Source organism: Actinokineospora xionganensis, from assembly GCF_014323725.1.
Classification (GTDB): domain Bacteria; phylum Actinomycetota; class Actinomycetes; order Mycobacteriales; family Pseudonocardiaceae; genus Actinokineospora; species Actinokineospora xionganensis.
In genome coordinates this window covers 95,941-119,408 of record NZ_JABVED010000005.1, presented here as the reverse complement: position 1 = coordinate 119,408, position 23,468 = coordinate 95,941, and the positions used below count along the sequence as shown (strand labels likewise).

General features: G+C 70.5%; 24 protein-coding genes. 10 read left to right on the top strand and 14 right to left on the bottom strand.

What is annotated here, in order from left to right:
- Positions 1–267: 267 nt before the first annotated feature.
- From ftsL to mraZ, 3 genes are all read right to left on the bottom strand, one after another.
- Positions 268–1,671 (bottom strand): cell division protein FtsL, encoded by a 1,404-nt coding sequence (ftsL, locus tag GPZ80_RS10935; RefSeq protein ID WP_187220204.1) that lies wholly within the window; start codon positions 1,669–1,671, stop codon positions 268–270.
- Positions 1,668–2,624, bottom strand: a complete 957-nt coding sequence (gene rsmH, locus GPZ80_RS10930) for a 16S rRNA (cytosine(1402)-N(4))-methyltransferase RsmH (RefSeq protein WP_187220203.1) — start codon at positions 2,622–2,624, stop codon at positions 1,668–1,670. Before rsmH ends, ftsL begins: the two co-directional genes overlap by 4 nt.
- Before the next feature lie 151 nt (positions 2,625–2,775).
- Entirely contained in the window at positions 2,776–3,207 is a 432-nt protein-coding gene (gene mraZ / locus GPZ80_RS10925) for a division/cell wall cluster transcriptional repressor MraZ (RefSeq protein ID WP_091374372.1), read from the bottom strand.
- A gap of 641 nt (positions 3,208–3,848) precedes the next feature.
- On the opposite strand from mraZ, the gene GPZ80_RS10920 reads away from it, so the two are divergent.
- From GPZ80_RS10920 to GPZ80_RS10910, 3 genes are read left to right on the top strand one after another with little or no spacing between them, the layout of a single operon-like run.
- Positions 3,849–4,949: an AAA family ATPase gene (locus GPZ80_RS10920; protein WP_376771668.1), complete on the top strand. Its 1,101-nt coding sequence runs from the start codon at positions 3,849–3,851 to the stop codon at positions 4,947–4,949.
- 9 nt (positions 4,950–4,958) lie between these two features.
- Positions 4,959–6,224 (top strand): DUF58 domain-containing protein, encoded by a 1,266-nt coding sequence (locus tag GPZ80_RS10915; RefSeq protein ID WP_187220202.1) that lies wholly within the window; start codon positions 4,959–4,961, stop codon positions 6,222–6,224.
- 49 nt (positions 6,225–6,273) lie between these two features.
- Positions 6,274–8,658, top strand: a complete 2,385-nt coding sequence (locus GPZ80_RS10910; protein WP_187220201.1) for a transglutaminase TgpA family protein — start codon at positions 6,274–6,276, stop codon at positions 8,656–8,658.
- 115 nt (positions 8,659–8,773) lie between these two features.
- On the opposite strand, the gene GPZ80_RS10905 is transcribed toward GPZ80_RS10910, so the two are convergent.
- On the bottom strand, positions 8,774–9,178 hold the full coding sequence (locus tag GPZ80_RS10905; protein WP_187220200.1) for an SCO2097 family morphological protein: 405 nt from the start codon (positions 9,176–9,178) through the stop codon (positions 8,774–8,776).
- Between the two features lie 134 nt (positions 9,179–9,312).
- Entirely contained in the window at positions 9,313–11,313 is a 2,001-nt protein-coding gene (locus tag GPZ80_RS10900; protein WP_187220199.1) for an acyl-CoA dehydrogenase family protein, read from the bottom strand.
- 74 nt (positions 11,314–11,387) lie between these two features.
- Between GPZ80_RS10900 and GPZ80_RS10895 the strand changes: the two genes are divergently transcribed.
- On the top strand, positions 11,388–12,398 hold the full coding sequence (locus GPZ80_RS10895; protein WP_187220198.1) for a PHP domain-containing protein: 1,011 nt from the start codon (positions 11,388–11,390) through the stop codon (positions 12,396–12,398).
- Between the two features lie 3 nt (positions 12,399–12,401).
- Here the strand turns inward: GPZ80_RS10895 and GPZ80_RS10890 are convergent, their stop codons facing one another.
- Positions 12,402–12,839 carry an ATP-binding protein gene (locus GPZ80_RS10890; protein WP_187220197.1) on the bottom strand — a complete coding sequence of 146 codons (438 nt, stop codon included), beginning with the start codon at positions 12,837–12,839 and terminating at the stop codon, positions 12,402–12,404.
- A 91-nt stretch (positions 12,840–12,930) separates the two neighbouring features.
- Positions 12,931–13,242, bottom strand: coding sequence for an STAS domain-containing protein (locus GPZ80_RS10885; RefSeq protein WP_166658053.1), 312 nt, complete (start codon positions 13,240–13,242; stop codon positions 12,931–12,933).
- Positions 13,243–13,397: 155 nt separating this feature from the next.
- On the opposite strand from GPZ80_RS10885, the gene GPZ80_RS10880 reads away from it, so the two are divergent.
- Positions 13,398–13,694, top strand: a complete 297-nt coding sequence (locus GPZ80_RS10880) for a WhiB family transcriptional regulator (protein WP_187220196.1) — start codon at positions 13,398–13,400, stop codon at positions 13,692–13,694.
- A gap of 4 nt (positions 13,695–13,698) precedes the next feature.
- Here GPZ80_RS10880 and GPZ80_RS10875 read toward each other — a convergent pair whose 3' ends face one another.
- The 3 genes from GPZ80_RS10875 to GPZ80_RS10865 all read right to left on the bottom strand — a co-directional run bounded on the left by GPZ80_RS10875 (position 13,699) and on the right by GPZ80_RS10865 (position 16,001).
- Entirely contained in the window at positions 13,699–14,457 is a 759-nt protein-coding gene (locus GPZ80_RS10875; protein WP_187220195.1) for a SigB/SigF/SigG family RNA polymerase sigma factor, read from the bottom strand.
- Positions 14,454–14,885 carry an ATP-binding protein gene (locus tag GPZ80_RS10870; RefSeq protein WP_187220194.1) on the bottom strand — a complete coding sequence of 144 codons (432 nt, stop codon included), beginning with the start codon at positions 14,883–14,885 and terminating at the stop codon, positions 14,454–14,456. Before GPZ80_RS10870 ends, GPZ80_RS10875 begins: the two co-directional genes overlap by 4 nt.
- Positions 14,886–15,047: 162 nt before the next feature.
- Positions 15,048–16,001 (bottom strand): hypothetical protein, encoded by a 954-nt coding sequence (locus tag GPZ80_RS10865; protein ID WP_187220193.1) that lies wholly within the window; start codon positions 15,999–16,001, stop codon positions 15,048–15,050.
- Between the two features lie 161 nt (positions 16,002–16,162).
- Between GPZ80_RS10865 and GPZ80_RS10860 the strand changes: the two genes are divergently transcribed.
- Complete coding sequence (locus GPZ80_RS10860) at positions 16,163–16,900, top strand: SIR2 family NAD-dependent protein deacylase (protein WP_187220192.1); 738 nt, start codon at positions 16,163–16,165, stop codon at positions 16,898–16,900.
- A 78-nt stretch (positions 16,901–16,978) separates the two neighbouring features.
- On the opposite strand, the gene GPZ80_RS10855 is transcribed toward GPZ80_RS10860, so the two are convergent.
- Positions 16,979–18,256, bottom strand: coding sequence for a DNA polymerase IV (locus tag GPZ80_RS10855; RefSeq protein WP_187220191.1), 1,278 nt, complete (start codon positions 18,254–18,256; stop codon positions 16,979–16,981).
- 30 nt (positions 18,257–18,286) lie between these two features.
- A complete protein-coding gene (locus GPZ80_RS10850; RefSeq protein WP_187220190.1) occupies positions 18,287–19,012 on the bottom strand; it encodes a class I SAM-dependent methyltransferase in 726 nt (241 codons plus the stop codon).
- A gap of 34 nt (positions 19,013–19,046) precedes the next feature.
- On the opposite strand from GPZ80_RS10850, the gene GPZ80_RS10845 reads away from it, so the two are divergent.
- The 3 genes from GPZ80_RS10845 to GPZ80_RS10835 are packed head-to-tail and all read left to right on the top strand — an operon-like array spanning position 19,047 to position 21,300.
- Positions 19,047–19,892, top strand: a complete 846-nt coding sequence (locus GPZ80_RS10845; RefSeq protein WP_187220189.1) for a ParA family protein — start codon at positions 19,047–19,049, stop codon at positions 19,890–19,892.
- A complete protein-coding gene (locus GPZ80_RS10840; RefSeq protein WP_187220188.1) occupies positions 19,889–20,503 on the top strand; it encodes a LysE family translocator in 615 nt (204 codons plus the stop codon). The genes GPZ80_RS10845 and GPZ80_RS10840 overlap by 4 nt, the downstream gene beginning before the upstream one ends.
- Positions 20,503–21,300, top strand: a complete 798-nt coding sequence (locus GPZ80_RS10835; protein ID WP_187220187.1) for a DNA-formamidopyrimidine glycosylase family protein — start codon at positions 20,503–20,505, stop codon at positions 21,298–21,300. Before GPZ80_RS10840 ends, GPZ80_RS10835 begins: the two co-directional genes overlap by 1 nt.
- A gap of 4 nt (positions 21,301–21,304) precedes the next feature.
- Here the strand turns inward: GPZ80_RS10835 and GPZ80_RS10830 are convergent, their stop codons facing one another.
- Positions 21,305–21,730, bottom strand: a complete 426-nt coding sequence (locus GPZ80_RS10830; RefSeq protein ID WP_187220186.1) for a hypothetical protein — start codon at positions 21,728–21,730, stop codon at positions 21,305–21,307.
- A 340-nt stretch (positions 21,731–22,070) separates the two neighbouring features.
- On the bottom strand, positions 22,071–22,955 hold the full coding sequence (locus GPZ80_RS10825) for an ATP-grasp domain-containing protein (RefSeq protein WP_187220185.1): 885 nt from the start codon (positions 22,953–22,955) through the stop codon (positions 22,071–22,073).
- A gap of 289 nt (positions 22,956–23,244) precedes the next feature.
- On the opposite strand from GPZ80_RS10825, the gene GPZ80_RS10820 reads away from it, so the two are divergent.
- Complete coding sequence (locus GPZ80_RS10820; protein WP_091371508.1) at positions 23,245–23,427, top strand: DUF7455 domain-containing protein; 183 nt, start codon at positions 23,245–23,247, stop codon at positions 23,425–23,427.
- Positions 23,428–23,468 lie beyond the last annotated feature (41 nt).

The following is a 23,468-nucleotide window of genomic DNA, read 5'->3' as shown; positions in this document are numbered from 1 at the left end:
TCGCCACCGGTCCACACGCGACAGACCGGAGGGCACTCACTTCATGCCCCACCGTCAGGCCGCGCCGAACACCGGCCACACACGCCACCCTCAGGCCGTGCCGAACAGAGGTCACACACACCATCGGCAAACCGCGCGAATCGGGCGTCAAAGCACCGAGGCCCCGCGCCGCGGGGGGCGGCGTGGGGCTTGGGGTGGAGACGATCACGCTCCCGCAGGTGGCGGCGGGAGCGTCAGCGCGTGGCGCGCCTGGTGGCGCGGCCGTCATCAGCCGCCGCCTGGCGCGGGGACCTCCGCGCCGTCGGGGGCGGTCTGACCCGCCGCGGGTGGTGTCGCGCCTGCGGGCGGCGCCCCGGCGGCAGGCGGTTGCTGGGTGCCGCCCGCGGGAGGCGGCTGGGTACCGCCCGCGGGCGGTGCGCCCGCCGCGGGAGGCTGTGCGACCGCTGCGGGTGGGGGCTGGGTTCCCGCCGCCGGGTCGGCGGGCGATGCGGGTGGCGGCGGGGCCTGCACCGGCTTCGCCTCACCGACGACCGTGACCGCACCGTCCGGGCCGACCACGATGCGCGCCGGGTCGCCGGCGGGCACCATCCCGAGTTGGCGGGCGCGCTCGGCCAGCACCGAGGCGGACTCCTTCTTGGTCACCTCGCGCTGGAGTTGGGCGGCGTGTTCGGCCAGGCGGTTGGCTTCCTCCTTGGCCCTCTCCAGGCGGTACGAGTCGGCGACAGCTTGCGTGGTCAGCCACAGCGTGGCGGCGACACCGACCGCGAGCAGCGCCATGATCAGGACGACGAAGGAGGCACGACCGGAAGCGACTTCCTCGTCGGACACCTTCGCGCGCGCCACCGAACCGTGGCCGTCGCGGTGCGCGCGGCGGGCGTAGGCGCGCTCGGCGGCGGCGGTACGGGGGCGCGACGGGCCGGTGACCCTTTCCGGGCGGTCGATACTTGGCGTGCGCGAGGGCTTCGGCGGCGCGTCGACCGTGGCGGCCAGTGCGGGGTCGGCGACCCCACCGTGCGTGCGGACCGGGACCTCCGGCTCGCCGATCGTGACGCTGACCCGCGCCGTGCCAGTGGCGGCGCGAGAACGGGCGGAGCCAGAACCGGTGGAGAGGCCGTCGACACCGGATCCGCGCGACCGAGTTCCCCGAGAACCAACCGACACCTCGGCACCGCTCGACCGGCGCGAACGCCCCGCGCGCGAACCGGACACACCGTCGACCTCAGCACCATCGGAGCCGCGCGAACGACTCCTGCGCGAGCCAACTGCCGCACCTTCGACGTCGGAACGAGAACCAGCCGACACACCATCCACATCGGACCGAGTGGCGCGCGAACGGCCCGCTCGGGAGCGGGTGGGCTCGGCGCCGCCGTCGGGGTCCGCGCCGGACGCGGCTCGGGAACGGGTGCCGCGGCGGGAGCGGCGGTCGGCCGACGACTCGGCATCCGTGCCCGCGGCACGGCGGGACCCCGAGCGGCGGCGAGCGCCCGCGTCCTCGTCCGAGGCCGCGCGGGTGCTCGCCGAGGTGTCGTCCACCGGGCGGCGACGGCGTGCGCGGCCGGCGCGCTCGTCGGTGTCCACGGTTTCCGGGGACTCGACGGCCTCGTCGACGGACTTCTCGGTCGGCTTCGTGGCAGCGCGCGCGGAGTTCTTGTTGCGCGTGGGTGCGGTCATGATGCCTCCCGAATTCGTTCGGCGGCGCGCAGTCGGACGGACTGGGCGCGGGAGTTGAGTTCGATCTCCTGCTCGTCGGCCTGCTCGGCCCCCCTGGTCAGCATGCGGATCTGGGGGCCGTGGCCGGGCAGTTCGACCGGGAGTCCTTCGGGCGTGGTCGACTTCGCGAGTTCGGCCATGGCCCTCTTGACGATCCGGTCCTCCAGCGACTGGTAGGCCTCCACCACGATCCGGCCGCCCACGCGCAGCGCCGAGAGCGCGGCCGGGATGGCGCGGCGCAGGACGTCGAGTTCGGCGTTGACCTCGATGCGCAGCGCCTGGAAGGTGCGCTTCGCGGGGTGGCCGCCGGTGCGGCGGGAGGCCGCGGGCACGGCGGAGTAGAGCAGCTCGACCAGCCTGGCGCTGTTGGTGAACGGCTCCTTCTCGCGTTCGTTCACCACCGCGCGGACGATCCGGGTCGCGAACTTCTCCTCGCCGTACTCGCGCAGGATCCGGACCAGCTCGCCCGGCGCGTACGTGTTGAGCACGTCCGCGGCGGTCGGGCCGGTGGTCGGGTCCATCCGCATGTCGAGCGGAGAGTCCTTCGAGTAGGCGAAACCCCGCTCGGCCACGTCCAGCTGCATCGACGAGACGCCGAGGTCGAAAAGCACACCATCCACCCGCGACAGTCCCAGACCGCCGATGGCCTCCAGGATTCCGTCGTAGACGGTGTGCACCAGGTGGACGCGGTCGCCGTGGCGCGCGAGGCGCTCGCGGGACATGGCGAGGGCGTTGGGGTCGCGGTCGAGTCCGATCAGGGTCAGCTCGGGGTGCGCAGCCAACAAGGCGTCAGCGTGGCCGCCGAGCCCTAGAGTGGCGTCGACGAGGACGGCGGGGTGGCCGGACAGAGCCGGATCGAACAGCTCCAAGATCCGGTCCAGCAGCACCGGCACGTGCCGCGGCTGGTCCGTCATGTGGCCACACCCCCTTTCCACTTTCCGGCCGAAAAGGCCGGGTGCCGCCAGGTCCCCGCCCGCTCGTCGAACCTGGCACCGGGGAAGGTGCGCCAGGGCCGAAAGCGAGCGGACCGAGGCCTCACGGCACCCGCGTCCTCTGCCCCCCAACTCAGAACACTCCGGGCAGCACCTCCTCCCGAGCCTGGGAGTAGCTGTCCTCGTGCTCGTCCAGGTAGGTCTGCCACGCTTGCGCGTCCCAGATCTCCAGCCTGGTGATCGCCCCGATGACCACGCACTCCTTGGTCAACCCGGCATAGCGCCGGAGTTCCGGTGCGACCGCGATCCGGCCTTGGCTGTCCGGACGCTGCTCATCGGTCCCCGCGAACAGGTACCTCTGGTAGGCCCGGACGGCCTCGTTCGTCAGGGGCGCGGCAGCGACCTTGCGCGCCATCTCCTCGAACTCCGCGCGCGGGAACACGTAGAGGCAGTGATCCTGACCCTTCGTGACCATGAGTCCACCCGCGAGAGCCTCTCGGAACTTGGCCGGCAGTGTCAGCCGCCCCTTGTCGTCGAGCTTGGGGGTGTGCGTGCCGAGGAACATCCGGACACTCACCTCCCCACCGAACCGGTCGGATCGGCCATGAGGCTCCCGTCTGCCCCACTTGGCGCCACAGTACCCCACTTTTCACCACAGTCAACGCGAAATGGCATGGTTCGACCCGGCCGTGGATGACGTTTTCCCAGCTAGAGGGCGCGTCACCGGAGGGGGGCACGGTGGGGGACCTGACCGCCGCGGGCGAAGTCCCACGGGTCAAGATCGCTCGAAATCCGGACGCAACCCCGGGTTACCCCGCACGTCCTTCGGTATGTGGGGCTCTGTGGGGAGCTTGTGGGGGACGGGGCCGGGGGCCGTGGGTGATCGTGGGGCGGGTGCATGGGGGCGGCTTGACGTCCCATCGCTCAGCGTGAGCACGTCAGACATCAGTAGCGGAGGGACTGTGGCGCCCCGGCGGCGGGAGCGCCCGATCATGGTCGTGGGCCACCTGGCACTATCCACCCTGGGCCACGGGTCCGATCAGCTTCCCTGGAAACGCTGGGGTACTTCGCCCTGGTTTGACACACTCCATGGAAGGCTGTCGCGGCCACGGGACGTGGCTGGCGACGTCAGGCGCCGAGCGCGTCCATGCCCGGATCGGGCGATGGATTCCCGGACAGCCGTTTTGAGACGCATCAGGAGGTCGCGTGACGTCAAGTTCCCCCGCCGCTCTGCCTGGGCATCCCCCTTTCGGCGGCGGCCAAGGGCAAGAGCCGCAGTTGGGGCCGATCTCCGGGTACGCGGGCCAGCAGGACGGGCTGCGGTCCGGCAGGCTCGACGAACTGCATGTCTGCGCGCAGCGGATCGCCGCGAACGTGGAACGGGTGCTGGTCGGCAAGCCCGAGGTGGTGCGGATCGCGCTGGTCACGCTGCTCGCCGAAGGGCACCTGCTGGTCGAGGACGTGCCCGGCGTCGGCAAGACGTCGCTGGCCAAGGCGCTCGCGCGGTCCATCGACTGCTCCGTGAGCCGAATCCAGTTCACCCCCGACCTGCTGCCCAGCGACGTCACCGGGGTGTCGATCTTCAACCGGCAGACCAACGAGTTCGAGTTCCGCCCCGGGCCGGTGTTCGCGAACATCGTCGTGGGCGACGAGATCAACCGCGCCTCGCCGAAGACCCAGTCCGCGCTGCTGGAGTGCATGGAAGAGCAGCAGGTCACGGTCGACGGCAAGACCTTCGAACTGCAGTCGCCGTTCATGGTGATCGCCACCCAGAACCCGATCGAGATGGAGGGCACCTACGCTCTCCCCGAGGCGCAGCGCGACCGCTTCACTGCGCGCGTGTCGATCGGCTACCCGGACCCGCAGGCCGAGCTGGCGATGGTCGACGAGCACGCGGGCCACGACGTGTTCAAGACGCTCAAGCCGGTGTCGGACGCCGACCAGGTCCGCGGTCTGATCGAGACCGTCCGCGGCGTCCAGATCGCCCATGAGGTGCGCCGCTACGCCGTCGAGCTCGTATCGGCGACGCGCAGGCTCTCGGAGATCCGGGTCGGCGCCTCCCCCCGCTCGACGCTGCACCTGGTGCGGGCCGCGCGGGCGCAGGCGGCGCTGTCCGGCCGCGACTACGTGGTGCCCGACGACATCCACCTGGTGGCGATCCCGGTTCTGGCGCACCGGCTCAACCTCACCCCGGAGGCGCAGGCCGCGCGCCGGTCCCCCGCCGAGCTCATCCGCGGTCTGATCCAGCGCGTGCCGGTCCCGCAGGCGGAGCCGAGCGCGCAATGGGCCGCTCGCGGCCGTCAGTAGGAGTGGTCCATGCGCGGTGCGCTGTCGGGGCTGACCACGCGGGGCCGGTGTCTGCTGGCCGCGGGGATCGCCGCCGCGCTGTGTTCTGTGGTGCTCAACGAGCGTGACCTGCTCCGGGTCGCGGTGTTCGTGGTGGCGCTTCCGCTGATCGTCTGCCTGATAACAGCCGTGGCCAGGGTCGGTCTGCACGCCGAGCGTCACATCAACCCCGCGCGCGTCCCCGTCGGCGGGCGCGCCGAGGTGGCGCTGACAGTCCGCAGCACGGGCAGGCTGCCCACCGGCGGGCTGCTCATCTCCGATGGCGTGCCCTACGCGCTCGGCGGCAAGCCCCGGTTCGTCATCGAGCATCTGCCCCGGCACACCGGCACGCAGCTGCGGTACGCGGTGCAGCCGATGCTGCGCGGCATCCAGCAGCTCGGGCCGCTCAAGGCCACGATCACCGACCCGTTCGGTCTCGCCGAGTTCGAACGCGAGCTGGCGCGGACGTCACGGCTGGTCGTGGTGCCCAGGGTCGTGCCGCTCAGCGGCGTCCCGGGCGGCTCCGGTCTGGGCTCGGGCGACGACGGCTCGATCCGGCTCAACGCGGGTCACGGCGAGGACGACGCGATCGTGCGCCCCTACCGGCAGGGCGATGACCTGCGCAAAGTCCACTGGCGTTCAACGGCCAAGCGCGACGAGATGATGGTCCGGGTGGAGGAGAGCCCGTGGCGCGGCGGCACGACCGTGCTGCTCGACCACCGGGTGTCCGGACACCGCGGCACCGGGGCGAGATCCAGCCTGGAGTGGGCGGTGTCGTTCGCCGCCAGCATCTGCGTGCACCTGCACCGCTACGGCCAGCAGATCCGCCTGGTGACCGAGACCGGCAGTGTCCTGGTGAGCGACGCGGGCGACGGCAGCCACAGCGACAACGCCGTGCTGGACGCGCTCGCCGCGCTGCAGCCGATCCACCAGCGGGAGATCAACTGCCCGGCGGACCCGGGCCACGGCCAGGAGCTGATCGCGATCATCGGCGCGGCGACCCCGGAGTCGGTGGGCCAGTTGATCAGGTACCGGACCCGGGGGACGCGCAGCCTCGCGGTCCTGCTCGACACCTCGGCCTGGGGTTCGGCCGAGGGGCCGGAAGCCGATCCGCACGGCACGGCCACGCTGCTGACCGCGGCGGGGTGGGGCGTGACGATCGCCCGCCCGGACACCCCGATGGCAGGCGTGTGGGGCAGCGTCTGCCGCAACAGCTCCAAGCGGGGCGACAGCATGATCGCGGGGTTCGGCCAGTGAGCACAGTGGACGGCAGAGCCATGGTTGAGAGCACCCGGGGGGTCGGGCGATGAGCGAGCAGACGACTCCACAGGCGCAGTGGTCGGTGACGGTCACCCCGGTGATCGCCGCCATCACGACGCTGTGCGCCTCCAGCGCGCTGGCGGGCGTGATCGACGGGATGCGCTGGCTGGGCTACGCGGGTATCGCGGTGATCGTGGTGACGGCGACCGGCTTGGCGCTGCGGGCGATCCGGACCCCGACCCTCGTCGTCGGTCTCGCGCAGATGGTCGCGCTGCTGTTCCTGGTCGTGGCCCTGTTCACCCACAGCGGAATCCTCGGGGTGATCCCCGGCCCGTCGGCGTTCGCCGAACTCGGCGAGGTGCTCCGCAAGTCCGTCGACGCGGTGCAGACCGGTGTCCCGCCGGTGCCGGCGTCAACGCCCATGCTCTGTCTCGTGGTGATCGCGATCGGGTTGGTCGCGGTCCTCGTCGACACGCTCGCGGTCTCCGCGGGCGCCCCCGCCGCGTGTGGCCTCGTGCTGCTCTGCGTCTACGCCGTGCCCGCGTCCCTGGCCGACGAGTTGCTGCCCTGGTGGTCCTTCGTGCTCGGCGCGACCTCGTTCGCGCTGTTGCTGGCCGTCGACGGCGCCCACCGCCACCAGCAGTGGCGCAACCGGCCCGCGCTGCCGGACACGGCGACGGCGTTCGGCTCGCCGACGGCGATGGTGTCCTCCGCGTTGGTCCTGGGCCTGCTCGCCGGCGTGGTGGTCACCGGCATCGGCACGGTCGGCGGTCTCCCGGGCGGGAGCGGCGGCGGCGGTGGCGGCGGCCTGGCCCTCAAGCCGTTCACGGCGCTGCGCGGCATGCTCGACCAGGGAACGAACGTCGAACTGTTCCGCGTGCGGGGACTGGGCAACGAAGGCCGCTACCTGCGCGCGATGACGCTGCCCCGCTACGACAGCAACGGTGGCTGGACCGCCGCCGACGCCCTGCCCGACGACATCCCGGCCGACAGCGACCTGCCGCCCGCCCCCGGTGACGACGGCGGCGGCACGATCACCCGGATCTCCATCGAGCCGATCAACTCCCAGGACCTGTGGGCTCCGGTCTACGGGATCCCGCGCAAGCTCCGGGACATCCCGAAGGGCTTGTTCTACGACCAGAGCGGCGGCATGGTCTATTCGCGCAACCCGCGCAAGCTGCCCACCTATGTCGAAGAGGCCGACATGAGTCAGCCCACGGCGGCCGACCTGCGGCTGGCCGGGTACGACTTCGGCGAGATCGACTCGGTCTACCTGACCGCCGAGGGCATCGACCCGGAGGTCGTGGCGCTCGCGAAGCAGATCACCGACAGCAAGACGACGATGTTCGACAAGGCGCTGGCGCTGCAGAAGCACTTCGAGCGGTCCAACGGGTTCGAGTACAAGACGCAGACCGGGACCTCCAGCGACGAGGACGCGCTCAAGGAGTTCCTGTTTCGCTCGAAGATCGGGTACTGCGAGCAGTACGCCTCGGCGATGGCGCTCCTCGCGCGCGCCGCGGGCATCCCGTCGCGGGTCGCGATCGGCTACACGGCAGGCTTCCAGTCCGGCGACTACCGGTCGATCACGACGCAGGACGCGCACGCGTGGGTCGAGGTGTTCTTCCCGGCCCAGGGCTGGGTGACGTTCGACCCGACTCCGCTGTCGGACGGCCGCACGTACGAGGCGCCGTACACGACCAGCGACCCGAACACGGAGACGTCGACTCCCACCTCGGAGTCCGCCGCGCCGTCGGAGTCCGCGAACCCGAGCACGTCGGCTCAGCAGAACCCCGAGGACCGCCCGGACACCGCGGGCGAGGCTCCGACCCCCGGACAGGGGTCGTGGTCGATCCCTTGGCAGCTCTACGCGGCGTTGATCTGCGCGCTGCTTCTCGTCGCGGTGATGGCGATCGCGCACGTCAGGCGCGACCTGCTTCGGTTCGCCGTGCCGGTCGTGGCGGCACTCGGCACGCTGACGGTGTTCTTCCTCGCGTCCATCCTGTCCTGGTGGCTGGCCGTGCTGGTCCTGGTGCTCGTGGCCGCGACTGTGCCCGCGTCGCTCAGGGAGTGGTGGCGCCACGATCGCAGGCACGCGGTGCTCGCAGGCACCGCGTCCTCGGCGAGCGCGGCGTGGACCGAGCTGATGGCGGAGTCCTGGGACCGGGGGGCGTCGATGTCCGATGCCGACACAGTCCGCACCGCCGCGCGCAGGCTGTCGCGGGAGCACAACCTCGACGAGGGCGGCAAACAGGCGCTTCGGACCGTGGTGAGCTCGGTGGAGCGGTCCTGGTACGGCGGGCGGACCGAAGACCCGGCGCTGGCGCAGGCCTTCGACGAGGTCGTCAGCGGCCTGCGGCGCACCGCACCGTTGCCTTGGAAGGCCCGGCTGCTACCTCGCTCAGTGATGCGGCCACGCCGCACCAAGCGCTAGCCACGCCGCACCAAGCGCTACGAGCCTGGACAAAGCGAAGGTGGCCGAGGGACCGAAGTCCCAGGACCACCCGAAGCTTTGTGCTGCCTCAACAGCGAGGCGGCACCCCTACTCGCTACTCGCCGTCGAAGCGCTTCTTGAAGCGCTCTTCCATCCTTTGCGAGAACGAACTGCGCCGGTGGGCGGACTCGCCGCCTGGCGGACGCTGGCCTTCGCCCTCTTCCGACGCGGCGTCGCCGCCGTGTCGCAGGGCCGTCAGCGTGAGCAGAGCGCCGACGAACATCACCAGGAAGCCGAGCAGGCTCACCACTGGGATACCCGCCGGTTTGAACGGCAGCATCACACCGATCACAAGGAGCGCAACGCCCAGGACGAACAGGGCGATGCCCTGCAGCCTGCGCCGTCGGGACGGCTTGCGTAGACGAGCACCTCGGACAGTGGAGGCGAACTTGGGATCCTCGGCGTAGAGAGCGCGCTCGATCTGGTCGAGCAGTCGCTGCTCGTGCTCGGAGAGTGGCATATTTTCCTCCTCCGGCACAGCGGTCGCGGGCGCCGGGCGATCACGGTTGCCGCCGGACCCGGCGGGCACCCCGCAGTGGGGGTGTCAGTGTCCAGGATACGGGCCTTTCCTGGCCAGGACTACCCGATCCTCGATCACGGTGTCACAGCTTCTTCGGAGTCCTCCATACGGGGTAGTTCCCGAGCCTCGTAGGACCGCTGGGCGTCCTGGCGGTCGCGTTCGGCGCCGAGCGCGATAGGGGCGCCGACCATGCTGTCAGGAATGGCGAAGGCCTCGACCAGAGTGTCCGCGTGCGGTCGCAGATGGGCGCAGAGTTCGTTGACCGCGCTGGTCACAGCCTTGGCCCGGGCGGTGGTGAGGCGACCGTGGCCGAGGAACCAGTCGAGGTCGGCCTCGATGTTGCTGAGCACGTGCAGATCGCAGAGCCGTTCGAGCAACTCCGTGACAGCCTCGTCGGTGCTGCGGTCGATGGCGGCGACAAAAGCCTCAAGGACCACCCGGTCGATGTGGACCCGGGCCGCGCGCAGCACGTGGTCTTGCGCACGATTGAAGATGGCGAAGGAGTCCGCGTCCTCCTCTCCCGCCCGACGCAGCCTCCGGGCGAGGGTGTCGAGGACGTGTTTCTCCCGGTCCTCGAACAGCTTGAGGTGCCAGCCGCGCTCCAGGAGGTCGGTCTCCTCGTCTTGGGGTGTGACCGCGTTGATGAGCCGCTCGATAAGCCCACGCGCGGCGGTGCGCTCGATGACGGTCCCGACGACCTGGTCGGTGATGAACCGGGCCATGCCCGTGCTGCCGAGTTCGTGCAGGTGCTGCTGGTAGCCGGTGAGCAGGCCTTTCGCGACCAGTTGGAGCAGGACGGTGTTGTCGCCCTCGAAGGTCGTGAACACGTCGGTGTCGGCCTTGATGCCGGGCAGCCGGTTCTCCGCGAGGTAGCCCGCGCCCCCGCAGGCCTCCCGGCAGGTCTGCACGGTCCTGGTGGCGTGCCAGGTGGCGATCGCCTTGATGCCCGCCGCCCGCGATTCGAGTTCGCGCTGCGCGCGGTCGTCGGCGTCGGTCCGGCGCTCGTGCAGGGTGGTGACGAGTTCCTCCTGGGCGAAGTGCAGGCCGTAGGTGGTCGCCAGGGCGGGCAGCAGCTTGCGCTGGTGGGCGAGGTAGTCGAGGAGGACGACCTCCTCCCCTGTCTCCGGGTTGTCGAACTGGCGGCGGACCTGCGCGTAGCGCACGGCGATCTTCAGCGCCGTCTTCGTCGCGCTGCCCGCGGCGCCCGCGACGCTGATCCGGCCGCGGATGAGGGTGCCGAGCATGGTGAAGAACCGCTTGGAGTCGCCGTCGATCGGGCTGCTGTAGGTGCCGTCGGCGGCCACGTCGCCGTAGCGGTTGAGCAGGGCGGCGCGGGGCACCCGCACGTTGTCGAACCAGAGCCTGCCGTTGTCGACGCCGTTGAGGCCTGCCTTGCGCCCGCAGTCCTCGATCCGCACGCCGGGAGCGGGCTCGCCGGTGTCGGTGCGGATCGGCACCAGGAGCGCGTGCACGCCGTGGGTCTCGCCGCCGGTGACCAGCTGGGCGAAGACGACGGCCATCCTGCCGTCGCGGGCCGCGTTGCCGATGTACTCCTTGCGGGCGCCCTCGTGGGGCGTGTGGACGACGAACTCACCGGTCGCCGGGTCGTAGGTGGCGGTGGTGCGCAGGTGCTGCACGTCGGAGCCGTGCCCGGTCTCGGTCATGGCGAAGCAACCGGGCAGGTCGAGTTCCATGATCGCGCGCAGGTAGCGCTCGTGATGGGTATCGGTGCCCAGCGCCTCCACGGCCCCGCCGAACAGGCCCCACTGCACGCCCGCCTTGACCATCACCGACAGGTCGCCGAAGCCGAGCATCTCGAACGCGGTGAGTGCGGCACCGGTGTCGGCCTCACCGCCGTACTCCTTGGGGAACCCGGCGCGCGGGTACCCGGAGGCGACCAGCGCGCGCAGCGAGTCGAGGACTTGGGCGCGGTGCTCCTCGGTGGGGATGTCGACCGGCGGTGCGGGCAGCTCGGACATCCGGACGCGGGCGTCGCGGCGGACGTGTGCCCACCGCCCGTCGAGCAGGTCGGTCAGCGCGGACGGGTCGACGGGCGCGGTGGCCGGTATGTCCATGGAGGTGTTCCTTTCGACCCATCGAACGCTAGTGGTGGGTCGCGACTGTCGCCCGCTGATGGTTAATTGGGGAGATGGATCCCGTCGCCGCCCTGAAGCAGATCGCGCTGTTCCTGGAGCGGTCGGGCGAGCCGACCTACAAGGTGCGGGCGTTCCGCAAAGCCGCCGCGATCGTCGCCGACCTGCCCGCCGGGGAACTGGACAAACGGGTCAAGGCGGGCACGCTGACCGCGTTGCCCGGTATCGGCAAGTCCACCGCCGCCGCCATCACCGAAGCGGTGACGGGCGGTGAGCCCGGATACCTCACGAAACTGACCGAGGGCGCCCAGTCTCCGGTCGCGGGCGGCGCCCAGCTGCGGGCCGCCCTGCGCGGCGACTGCCACACGCACTCGGACTGGTCCGACGGCGGCAGCCCGATCCGGGAGATGGCCGAGGCGGCGATCGCGCTCGGCCACGAGTGGATGGCGCTGACCGACCACTCCCCCCGGCTCAAGGTCGCGAACGGGCTCAGCGCCGAGCGGCTGCGCAGGCAGCTGGAGGTGGTGGCCGAGCTGAACGTGGAGCTGGCGCCGTTCCTGATCCTGACCGGTATCGAGGTCGACATCCTGCTCGACGGCGGTCTCGACCAGACCGACGAGTTGCTCGCGGAGGTCGATGTCGTGGTGGCCAGCGTGCACTCGAAGCTGCGCATGCCGAAGGCGGAGATGACCGAGCGGATGCTCACGGCCGTGGCCAACCCGCACACCGATGTACTGGGCCACTGCACCGGCAGGCTGATCACCGGCCGCGGCAGGCCGGAGTCCACCTTCGACGCCGAGTCGGTCTTCGCCGCCTGCGTCGAGTACGGGGTGGCCGTGGAGATCAACTCCCGCCCGGAGCGCCTGGACCCGCCGCGCAGGCTGCTGCGCCTGGCCGCCGAACTGGGCTGCGATTTTGCCGTCGACACCGACGCCCACGCGCCCGGCCAACTCGACTGGCTGCCCTTCGGCTGCGAACGCGCCGAGGAGTGTGGCATCGGGGCGGAGAGGGTCGTCAATACCCTGACGGCGGACGACTTCCTGGCCCGGATCGCCGCGCGGAAATAACTATCAGTGGTGTGCGGGCGGACGCGAGTGGACCGACGCGACCGGCGAGCCCGCGGGAACGAAGGGGAACTCCGCCCACACCCACTTCCCGCCTGGGGCGAGCTGCCAGCCCCACGCCGTGCTCAATGCTTCGACGATGGTCAGCCCCCGGCTGCGCGGGGCCAGCAGGTCCCGGTCCCCGCTGACGGGCGCGCCTGGTCCTTCGTCGCGTACTCGCAGGAGGACGCGGCTTTCGATCAGCCGCAGGTCGACGGTGATCTCGCCGCGCCCGTGTTCCATCGCGTTCGTGACCAGCTCGGAGGTGGCGAGGACGACGTCGGCGGTGAGCGCCTCGTCACACGCCCAGGACCGCAGGGCCATGCTGACGAAGTCGCGTGCCTCACCCGCCGACCGGGTGGTCGGCGGAAGGCGGGCGACTAACTCTGCCCGGTCATCCACCATCTCGCCGCCCCTTGCTGGAGTCCACGCACCACCCTCCCAGTGGGCCTGGGGGTGCACTCGCTCTGAGATACCCCGACCGGGGGAGCTTGAATCACGAATTTCTCGCGAGCCCGAACACCTCCGCGAGGCCCGTGATCTCGATGATTCGGCGGACCCGGTCGTGCGGCTCACGCAGGGTCATCGACAGCCCCGACCCGTCGGCCCGGCGCCGCGCGGCGACCAGAACCCGCAGGCCCGCGGAGTCCATGAACTCGACTTTTGACAGGTCGACGCACACCCCGGTGGCCCCGGAGGACGAGAGCGCCTCGTCGAGTGCCTGCTCGAGCCGCGGCGACGTGGCGAGGTCGACCTCACCCTCCACGGACACGATCACCGGGTCGAGACCCTCGCTGTTGATCTCCACTATCGATCCTTTCCGACCGGGTAATTCGGGTTTGTCACGGTGTTTCCGCAAGGCCGATCACTGTGCGAACGCTGAGCACAGTTTGGTCCATGCGGGCACCGGGTATCTGATGATCACTTCCCCGCGCGATGGCGGGGCCACAAGGAAGGGTCACGATGGCCGAGATCACCCGCCTGCCCAAGCCCGTCACGACCGAATGGGAATGGCAGACCAAGGGGTCCTGCCGCGGGGTCGACAGCGTGGTCTTCTTCCACCCCGACGCCGAGCGCGGCCCGGCGAGGGCCGCCCGCGAAGCCCGCGCCAAGGCGATCTGCCGCGCCTGCCCGGTGCTGGAGCAGTGCCGCGAGCACGCGCTGAGCGTCCAGGAGCCATACGGCATCTGGGGCGCGATGGGCGAGGGCGAGCGGCGGGCGCTGATCGCCCACCGCCGCAGGCAGATTCGGGTCAGCTGATCCATCAGCGCACCATGCTGTCCTCGCCCAGGCCCGCGCGCAGCCGCTCGAGGATCTTCGTGAGCAGTCGCGAAACCTGCATCTGCGAGACGCCGACGCGGCGCGCGATGTCGGCCTGGCTCATCCCGCGGACGAATCTGAGCAGGATGATTTTCTGTTCCCGTTCGGTCAGCTCGGCCAGCAGCGGCTGCAGCGCCCGGCGGTTGTCGACCTGGTTGAGCTCGTCGTCCTCATACCCGAACCGGTCGCCGTTGGGTTCGGCGAGCCGCGCGTCGAGCGAGGAGCCTTCCTTGGACGCGCCCGCCATGAGCGTCTCGTAGACCTGTTCCCTGGTCAGCCCGAGATGGTCGGCGAGTTCACTGGGCTTGGGCGCGCGGCCCAGCTGCTGGGTCAGCTCGGCACGACCCGCGGCGACGGTGACATGCAGCTCCTTGAGCTGGCGCGGCACCCGCACGGCCCATCCGGTGTCGCGGAAGTGCCTGCGGAGCTCGCCCATGATGGTCGGTATGGCGAAGCCGTAGAAATTGCCCTTGGCGGGCTCGAACCGGTCGATGGACTTGATCAGCCCGATCGTGGCCACCTGGACCAGGTCTTCGAGCTGGTCGCCGCGGCGGTCGAACTTGCGCGCGAGGTTGCGGGCGAGGTCCATGTAGGCCTCGACCAACTCGGTGCGCAGCGCGACCCGACGTGGATCACCGTCGGGGAGACGGGCCAACTTGTCGAACCGGGCGTCCTCGCGCTGCGTGGCGTGGGACTCGGTCACCGGGCCGCCGCTTCCCCGGTGCGGGTCACCAACTCGATCGACACGCGGTGCCCGTCCCCGGTCGCCTCGACGTTCTCCGTGACCGATGACGCGAGCGCGGTCAGGATCTGCCAGCTCATCCGGTCCGCCGAGGGCGGCATCGGGCTCTTGGCGTCGACATGGACGCGAACCCGCAGCGTGTCTTCGAGCAGTTCGAAAGCACAGAACAGCGACGAGTCCGGCACGGCCGCCCGCACCAGCAGCGAGCATGCCTCGTCGACCGCCATGCGCACGTCCTCGATGGCGTCGAGATCGAAATCGAGGCGCATCGCGATGTCCGCCGCGAACGAGCGGATCAGCGGCACCTGTTCGGCGTCGGCGCTCACCCGGACGTCGGCGCCGCGCACTCCCGACGCGTGAGCCGCCGCATTGGTCTCGACCTCTGACACTTGTTCCTCCTGGCGCTCCTGGTCCGATCCGGCAACGTACCGCGCCGGACGAGGCGAAAGCGGGGTGGCGGCGCCCTGGCGCCGCCACCCCGCTCACGATGACGCGTTCGCACGCGCGGATCCGGATGGTGTGTACCCCCGGCGCGCGCGCGTCAAACTCGGCTAACGGTAGGAGTTTCGGGTGTAGGCAAGGCTGAACGAGCCTTCACCCGCGAAGTACTGGGCCACGAGGTAGGCGGGGTCGGTGGCGATCATGCCGCGCGGGATGTCGCCGCCGTCGTTGCCGTCGTCCCAGCCCCACGGGGCGTTCGCGGCGTTGTCCTTGCCATTGTCGCCGCGGAACGTCCCGTAGCCGGCGAAAGTCGCCGTGTTCGCGCGGCGCGCCCACAGGCCGTCGGCGGCGAAGACGTTCACCAGTTGGTAGCCGACGAAGCGGTCGTTGCCGCTCGACGGCACCTCGGCGGCGCCACTCGGGTAGTAGACGACGCCGTCGCCGCCGGGGAACTCGGCGCCGTTCCAGGCGTAGACGCCGTGCCCCTTCGCCTCCTGGCGGGTGGTGGGGTGCGCGACACCGTTGTAGGTCCGCATCGGCACGGTGCCGTCGACGTTCTCCCGACCGCTGGTGAAGGTGCTGCCCGCGGGCACGTAGGAGTAGAAGTCGGTGTGCGCGACGGTCACCATTGCCTCGAACTTGCCGTAGTACGACCCGTCACGGCGCACGGTGAGGACGACGCCCTCCATGTCGTTCTCGTGGGTGTAGATGCCGAACGGGTCGGAGAAGTCCTCCCAGTCGCGCGGGTGGTAGAAGCCGTAGCCGAGGAACCAGTGGGTCGAGGTCTCCACGACCGAGTAGTAGACCGTGCCGGTCAGCCGGGAGAGCACGTCGTCCTGATGCTCCCAGTTGTTCAGGGTGTCCCATTCGAGATCGAAATCGATCTTGGAGAGGTAATCGGCGTCGTAGTCGGACGAGTCGGTGTCCTGGTAGTGGATGGGCGCCCAGCGGGTCGCCAACTCCAGGTCGGTGACCGCGGCCGCGGTGGGCGCGGTCACCACGAGCAGGGAAGCGGTGGTGACCAGACCCGCGCCCAGCGCGGCCAAGCGGCGTAAGGACTTCATCAGCTGCTACCTCCGGTGATCTTGGGGTAGCGAATTGATTACCGGAGGTACGCGTCGTCGTGGTGATTTACGGACGAACGAGTGCCGTGCGCGAGATGATCAGTACGGGTTAGGGGGTTCGGCGTCGGGGGTCGAAGCCCTACCCGTGACATCATTTTCGGATGGGCACGGATCGGGCGCGTAAGCTGATCGCGGCGGCGGATCGGATCGTCGTGCTGTCCGGGGCGGGCATCTCGACCGACTCGGGGATCCCGGATTTCCGTGGTCCCGACGGGCTGTGGACGAAGAATCCCGACGCCCAGCGGATGTCGAATCTCCGCGAGTACCAACGAGATCCGGCGCTGCGCGCGCAAACCTGGCAGGCCCGACTCGTGCATCCGGCGTGGACGGCGGAACCCAACGCGGCGCACCTGGCGCTGACGCGGCTGGAACACGCCGGACGCCTCGCGGCGATCGTGACCCAGAACATCGATCGGCTCCACCAGCGCGCCGGGTCGAGACGGGTGATCGAGTTGCACGGGACGATCTTCGACACGGTGTGCCTGTCCTGCGCCGACGTGCGGCCGATGCGGGAAGCACTGGACCGGGTGGCGGCGGGAGACGCGGACCCACCCTGCCCGCGGTGCGGCGGGATCCTGAAATCGGCGACGGTGTCGTTCGGGCAGGCCCTGGACCGGGCGGTGCTGGATGAGGCGCGGGCGGTCGTGGAGTCGGCGGAACTGCTGATGGCGGTGGGAAGTTCGTTGACCGTGCAGCCCGCTGCGGGGTTGGTCGGGCTGGCAGCTCAGGCTGGTGCTGCGGTGGTTGTGTGCAACGCTTCGGCGACGCCTTATGACGGGGTGGCGGAGGTTGTGGTGCGTGGGCCGTTGTCGAGCGTGTTGCCTGATCTTTTGGGCTGATCTTGCTCCCGCCCTGGTGGGGTGGTGGCCGGATTGGCTGTCGGTGGTCTGTTCGGGTGGTTCGCCTTGATCCGGTGTCTAGGACTTGGCGGGTTTGGGTTCTGTGGCGCCGGCTCGCTCCGGTCGGGCGCCCAGTAAGGCCGCCGGGCGTACGGCGGCGGTGCCGAACTTCGACCGGGCCTTGTCCGCGGCCTGTTCGGCTTCCCGCCAGCCCTGTTCCGGGGTGTCCAGCAGCAACTGGCCGCCCTCGCCCTGGCCGAGTTGTTCCATCCGGACCCCGATCAGCCGGACAGCGCCCGGTGGGACCTGTTCGTCGAGGAGTTTGCAGGCGGTTTGGTAGACCTCGCGGGTGACGTCTGTCGGGACCGGCAGGGTCCGTGACCGGGTGATCGTGGTGAAGTCGGCGTACCGCACCTTGATCGAGACCGTTCTGCCGCGCAGGCCGCGTGCGCGCAGGGTTGCCACGGTGCGTTCGGAGAGGCGTAGGAGTTCGCGTTTGAGCAGGTCGCGGTCGTAGTGGTCGATCTCGAAGGTTTCCTCGGCGCCGACTGACTTCTCCGCTGTCTCCGCCACCACCGCGCGGCTGTCGTGGCCGTTCGCGAGGGCGTGGAGGTGTTCGGACAGGGCCACGCCCAGCATGCGTTTCAGGCGCGGCAAGGGGGTGGCGGCCACATCCGCGACAGTCTCCAGGCCGACGTCGAAGAGGCGTTCGGCGGTCTTCTTGCCGACGCCCCACAGGGCCGAGACAGGCAGTGGGTGCAGGAACTCGGTGACCTGGTCCCGCGGCACCACGAGCATGCCGTCCGGCTTGGCCAGGCCCGACGCCAGTTTCGCGACGAACTTCGTCGGGCCGACGCCGACCGAGCAGGTGATGCCGAACTCCTCCTGGACGCGGCGGCGGATCTCCGCACCCAGGGCCGCGGGGGTGGTGCGCAGCCTGCGCAGCGAGCCGGAGACGTCCAGGAACGCCTCGTCCAGGCTCAGTGGCTCGACCATCGGGGTCAGGTCGCGGAAGATCGCCAGCACGCCGCTGGAGACCTCCTGGTAGAGCTCGAAGCTCGGCGGCAGGAACACCGCCTGCGGGCACAGCCTGCGGGCCTGACCGGTCGGCATGGCCGATCGCACGCCGAAGGTGCGGGCGATGTAGTTGGCCGCCGACACCACGCCCCGGGCGCCCACCCCGCCGACGATGACCGGCCGCTCACGCAGCTCCGGGCGCCTGCGGATCTCCACCGAGGCGTAGAAGGCGTCCATGTCGGCGTGCAGCATCGTGCAGCCGGTGTCGTCCGGCCACTCGCCGTCGCGCGCCTTGAATCTCTCGACCAGCCCTCTTGGCAGGTCGCCGCTTCTGCCCATGGCCCTGAGCCAACCACAGGGAGCCGACAGTCAGCGCCTGGCGATGGCGTGCAGGCGGCTCGCCACGTCGCGCAGCGGCGGTGTCGTGGCGGCCACCAGCTCCAGCTGGGCGAGCGCCTCCTGGGCGCCCGGGTTGCTCTCCAGGACCGAGCCGGGCACCAGGTCGGCGACGACGCCGTAGCCCTGGACCAGTTCGACGGTGAGCCCCGCGTCGGCGATCAGGGCGCGCAGGCCCTCGGTGTCGAAGCGGCGCAGGAGCGCCTCGGTCGGGCCGCTGATGGCCCCGGCCGGGTCGTCGAGCAGGGCCCGGGCGTCGACGAGCTTGCCCGAGATCGCCCGGTGCAGGATCGCCGCGAACCGGTTCGCGACCAGCACGGACAGCACCCCGCCCGGGGCCACGACGGCCGCCATCGCGGCGACGGTCACCTTCGGGTCGTCGACCACCTCAAGCAGCCCGTGGGCAAGGACCAGCTCGGCCGAACCGGGCTCCACCAGCTGGTCCAGGGCGTCGCTGTCGCCCTGGACGGCGGTGATCCGGTCGGCCACACCGGCCTCCTGGGCGCGGCGCTGCAGCGTGGCCAGGGCATTGGGGCTCGGCTCGACGACGGTGACCTCGCAGCCGGCGGCGGCCATGGGCACGGCGAACACCCCGCTGCCGCCTCCGACATCGACCACCCTCGGCGCTAGGCCGCCGCGCCGCTCGCGGGCAGCGGTCAGCTCGAGGTCGAGCACACGGCGTACGGCATCCGGTCGCATGAGAACGAACTCTAGAGACTCTAAGGTCTAGGGCGTGCAAACGGTGGCAGTGCTCAGCCTCAAAGGCGGCGTGGGGAAGACCACGGTCGTGCTCGGCCTCGCGTCGGCCGCGCTGCGGCGCGGGGCCCGCACGCTGGTGGTCGACCTAGACCCACAGTGCAACGCGACACAGACACTCGACCCGGACGAGACCGAGGCGACACTCGCCGACGTCCTGGAGAACCCGACGGCATCGGTCCTCAAGGCCGCGATCGCCCCGAGTTCCTGGGACGGGGAGGTCGACGTCATGGTCGGTTCGGAGGAACTCGAGACCCTAAACGAACCTGATCCGGGTGCCCGGAGGCTGGAGAAGCTGGGCCGGGCGCTCGCCGAACTGCGACACCTCCTGGCCGACGGTGAGCTGCCCTACCAGCTGGTGCTGATGGACTGCCCGCCGTCGCTGGGCAGGCTGACCCGCTCAGCGCTGGTGGCCGCCCAGGGCGCGCTGCTGGTCACCGAACCGACGATGTACGCGGTCGCGGGCGCCCAGCGCGCGTTCGAGGCGGTGGAGAACACCCGCGACGAGCACAACGCGAACCTGGTCGCGCTGGGCGTGGTGGTCAACAAGGTCCGCACGCACTCCTACGAGCACCAGTTCCGCATCCAGGAGCTCCGGGAGAGCTTCGGGAGGCTGGTCATGCCGGTCGCGCTGCCCGACCGGCTCGCGGTCCAGCAGGCCCAGGGCGCGTGCATGCCGATCCACCAGTGGCAGACGCCGGGGGCGCGGGAGGTGTCACTGGCGTTCAACCTCCTGCTCGCGCGCGTCCTGCGCACCGGCAGCCGAGGCAGGCACAACGCCGTCACCTGGCCCACCGCCGAAGCCGAGGCGGCCCAGGAATGAGCGGCGCGGCGCTTCTCGGCTACACCCTGGCCGCGTTCCTGCTGACCATCACGCCGGGCCTCGACACGCTGCTCATCCTGCGGTCGGTCCTGTCCGGCGGCCGTCGGGCCGGGTTCGCCGTGGGGGTCGGGATCACCGCGGGCTGCGTGCTGTGGGGCACGGCGAGCATCGCCGGTCTCACCGCCCTGCTGGCGGCCTCCCCGGTCGCCTACGACGTCGTCCGGTACGCGGGTGCGGCCTATCTGCTCTGGCTCGGCGCGTCCGGGCTCTGGCAGTCGTGGAGGCGGCGCGAGGAACCGGAGGCCTTCGTGCCGGTGTCCGGCGCGTTCCGCACCGGGCTGATGACGAACCTGCTCAACCCCAAGATCGGCGTGTTCTACGTGAGCCTGCTCCCCCAGTTCGTGCCCGCGAGCAGCGCGAGCGCGGCGTGGGCGGCGCTGCTGGTGGCCATCCACGTCGGGCTCGGCCTGCTGTGGCAGGCGGGGCTCATCTGGTTCGGCGGCCAGGCCCGGACCGCGCTCACCAGGCCAACGCTGCGTCGGGTCACCGAGCGGGTCGCGGCGAGCGTGCTGCTCGCCTTCGGGTTGAAGGTCGCCTTGGGCGGGCGCTGATGCCGGAAGGCGACACGGTCTACCAAGCGGCGGCCAGGCTGGCCGCCGCGCTGACCGATCGTGTGCTGACCACCGGCGAACTCCGCCATCCTCGATTGTCGACTGTGGACCTCAAAGGGCGCACCGTCCTCGGGCCGCACACTGTCGGCAAGCACCTCTTCCTCCGGTTCGACCGCGACCTCAGCCTGCACAGCCACCTCGGACTGGACGGCACCTGGCAGGTCCAGCCGCGGGGCGTGCGCTGGCGTCGGCCCGCCCACCAAGCCCGAGCCGTGTTCACCACCGCCGAGCACCAGGCGGTGGGATTCCTGTTGCACGAGATGGCTTTGGTGTCCACCGGCGAGGAAGGCAGGCTGGTCGCACATCTCGGCCCGGACCTCCTCGACCCGACGTGGGGTGACGAACACGCGGCCGAGGCACTCGCCCGGCTGACCGCCGGTCCCGAGCGGGAAATCGGGCTCGCGCTGCTCGACCAGCGGGTCATGGCGGGGATCGGCAACGTGTTCAAAGCCGAGATCTGCCACCTGCTCGGCGTCTCGCCCTGGACCCCGGTGTCCGATGTGGACAGCGAACGCGCCATCGCGCTGAGTCGGGATCTGTTGGAACGCAACAAGATGACACCGGACCGGTGCACGACTGGGGACCCTCGACGGGACCGGCGGCTGTGGGTCTACGGTCGCACCCGGTCCGGCTGTCTGCGCTGCGGGTCGCGGGTGGTGGCCGGAACCCAGGGATCCGGGGTGCGCGAGCGGGTGGCCTACTTCTGCCCGAAGTGCCAGCCCGGCCCCACCGGCTGAGCGATCAGCACCAGAACAGCCAGCACTCCTCGGGCTTGGTCGTGGTGGTGGTCGGGCGCTGCGTGGTGGTGGTCGTCCGGGGCGTGGTCGTCGTCGGCTTCGGCTTCGGCGTGGTGGTCGTCGGCGAGGCCGCGGTGCTCGACCCGGAGGCGGTCGTGGTTGTCGTCGTCGTTGTCGTGGTGGTGCTCGTCGCGGCGGTGGTGGTCGACGTCGACGTGCTCAGCGCGGTCGTGGTGGCGGTCGGCTCCGGGGGCAGCGCCCGACCCTCCACGCTGTCGTCGGGCTCGTCGACGACCACCTGCGGCGCCGCCTCGGCGGGCGCGTGCAGCACCGGTCCGGAGACCATTCCCTCGTAGAACAGCGCGGCGGCCGCGGCTCCGATCACGACGCCGAGCGCGATTCTTCGGGGTTGCTCCTGCTCGCTCCGCAAGGTCCCCTCCGCGCCGATCAGCCGAACTCCGGTCAACCACGTGTGTGAACCAACCCCACGCTGCGTGTGTGCGGGGACCCTATCAGTGACCCGAATGGGGGAGATAAGAAACCTCGTTGTCGAATCCGGCCCAAGACTTTACGGTCGCCGTACACGAGAGAGGAGGTGGTCCGAAGGTGAAATCTCAGAGGACTCGTGAGGTGGCTGTCCGCTAGGACCGCCCATCGAGAGATGGCAGCCGGCTCCGCGCACGGCTCGGGCTGACGGGCGTCAGTCGCCGTGGGCGCGGCGTGTGGTCGGCGAATACCAGGCAGTCACCCAGCCCTCGGGCCCCCGGGAATCAGTCCTCCCCGGCCCGACCGCCCCCGGCGGTCGGGAAACGGCCCGAGGGCTGCACCCTTTCCGAGGTCAGCGCGCCGATGAGGACCTCGGGATCCAGGGCGGGCGGCCGATCGCTCATCTGCCCGTCGCCGACCTCCACCACCCGCCACGCGCCGTCGGCCCGACGGACGACGTCGGTGGTCACGAATCGGCAGTCCAGCTTCGCGACCAACTCGGCGATACCCGCCAAGTCCGGCTCCACCGAGACATCGGGCGTGTCCGGGTGCGGGCCGACATAGACCGGCCGCCCGTCGAGCCACCAGACGCGGGTCTCAGGGCCCATGAACCGCTCGAACGCCCGCACGACGATCCCACCCGCCAGGAACTCGCCCTGGAGCGCCCGGAAGGCGTCGACCACGCCCCTCAGCCCCGCGCGATCGGCGAGATCGGGGACAAAGCAGGCGGTGTCCCAGTCGTGCTTCCGAGACTTCACGTAGTCCTTGACGATCCCCGCACCGGGCCCGAGCGATCTCACGTCGGGCACGCCGTCCGCCCAGACGCTCGCGGGCGTGCGATCCGCGAACACCGAATACCAACCGGGCAGCTCATGGGCGCGCCGGTAGGCCTCCGGCGAGACGATCAACCCCGCCTCTCGCTCGGCTAGCGCGGAGGCCAGTTCGCCGTAGCGGGCCACGGGGATCATCCAACCCCGGTACCAGGCGGCGCCGAACCCGCGTGGCACTCGACGCACCGCGGCCCGCGCGTCTCCCGCCAGGAGCGCGTCATGATCGATGAGAGCGGTCTCCGCGCCCAGAGACCGCGCGGCCTGGGTCTCGGCCGCGAAGTGCGGATCGGCCTTGGCTGGGCGAAGTGGATCAGCGCAGGACAGCAGCGGGGTGTGCACCAGGTCACATTAGGCGTTCGCCTGTGGTGAACACGGGGTGGCCAGGGCGGGGCGGGGGCGGTCGGATTTCGGGAGCAGATCCCCTGCTGAACATGCAAAAACATGGTTGAGCTTGGGCCAACCGGGTTAATCAAGGGTTACTCGATTGCTATGTGGGCGCGGGAACACTGCTATTCCTCCGCGCGTCTGTAAGAGTAGGAATCGTGAACCGGTGGAGCTCTCAGCCTCCGAGTCCACGGCCGATGATGGTGCCGGGTTCACCCGGCACCGGGACGGAGGGAGAACTCCCATGACGACAACGACGCTCACCCGCCCCGAGCTGACCGCTGCCGATCGCTGCGACCGATGCGGCGCCGCCGCACAGGTTCGCGCCGTATTTCCCTCCGGAGGAGAGCTGCTGTTCTGCGGCCACCACGCTCGCGCGCACGAGGATCGTTTGCGCGAGATCGCGGCCGAGCTCCAGAAGGGCTGATCCCGCGCCCTAGTCTCGTCCAGGACGGGCGGCACCCCCAA